Origin of the sequence: Poseidonocella sedimentorum (genome assembly GCF_900116005.1) — a bacterium.
GTDB lineage: Bacteria > Pseudomonadota > Alphaproteobacteria > Rhodobacterales > Rhodobacteraceae > Poseidonocella > Poseidonocella sedimentorum.
In genome coordinates, this window is the sequence record NZ_FOYI01000026.1 from 1 (window position 1) to 1,285 (window position 1,285).

Annotated in this window: 1 protein-coding gene; it reads right to left on the bottom strand. The window is 64.7% G+C overall.

What is annotated here, in order from left to right; all coding sequences use genetic code 11:
- Positions 1–64: 64 nt before the first annotated feature.
- Positions 65–1,267 carry an IS256 family transposase gene (locus BM353_RS16490; RefSeq protein ID WP_092082824.1) on the bottom strand — a complete coding sequence of 401 codons (1,203 nt, stop codon included), beginning with the start codon at positions 1,265–1,267 and terminating at the stop codon, positions 65–67.
- Positions 1,268–1,285: the final 18 nt, after the last annotated feature.

Consider the following 1,285-nt stretch of genomic DNA (forward strand, 5'->3'; position numbering starts at 1 on the left):
GATGATGTCCCACGGCGTGGTGTAGCTCGTGACGGGCCTCGTGCTCACCGGCGGGCCGAGCTTGTCAGTCGCGCTGCGCTGCAGGCAGGCTGACCACGACATCATCGCAGACCGGAGCCAGCGTTTCCAGCGTCATGTACCGACCGCGCTGCACCGTCCATTCCTCGGTCTGTTCCATCAGGCTGGCGCCGACGAGGCGGCGTATGGATGCCTCGTTGGGAAAGATCCCGACCACGTCGGTGCGCCGCTTGATCTCGCCGTTCAGACGCTCGATTGGATTCGTGCTGTGCAGCTTCGTCCGGTGCTGCTGGGGAAAGGTCATGTAGGCGAGGACGTCCTCCTCGGCACCATCCATCAAGGTGGCAAGCTTGGGCAGCTTCGGGCGCATCTGGTCCGCGACCTGGCGCCATTGGGCCTTGGCCGCCGCGTGGTCTGGCTGGGCAAAGGCCGTGGCGATGAAGGCCGAGACGACACGGCGGCTGCTCTTGCCTGCGTGGGCCAGGGCATTGCGCTGGAAATGGACACGGCAGCGCTGCCAGGTGGTGGACAGGACGCGGGCGGTGGCCGCCTTGATGCCCTCATGGGCGTCGGAAATGACCAGCTTCACGCCTGACAGGCCGCGCCGGACGAGGTCGCGGAGGAACTTGGTCCAGAAGGTCTCGGCTTCCGATGCGCCGATCGCCATGCCCAGCACCTCACGTCGGCCATCCATGTTGACGCCCACCGCGATCGTGACCGCGACGCTGACGATGCGACCGCCTTGGCGCACCTTCAGGTAGGTGGCGTCGATCCAGAGATAGGGCCATTCCCCCTCAATGGGCCGCGTCAGGAAGGCATCGACACGGTCGTCGATTTCCTCGCACAACCGGCTGACCTGGCTCTTCGAGATGCCGGTCCCGCCCATGGCTTGCACAAGATCATCCATCGACCGCGTCGACACGCCATGGACATAGGCTTCCTGGATGACTGCGGTCAGGGCCTTCTCGACCGACCGCCGTGGCTCGAGGAAAGACGGGAAGTACGACCCGGTACGCAGACGCGGAATGCGCAGCTCGACGCTGCCCGCACGGGTCTGCCAGTCTCGGTCGCGGTATCCGTTCCGTTGCGCCAGCCGATCGCTGCTTTTCTCGCCGTAATCGGCACCGGTCTTGGCGCCGACCTCAAGTTCCATCAGCCGCTCGGCTGCGAAGCCGATCATCTCACGCAGCAGGTCGGAATCGGCACTCTTTTCGACAAGCGCACGCAGGTCCATCATAGGTTTGGTCATCGGGTGTCGTCCTTGGTT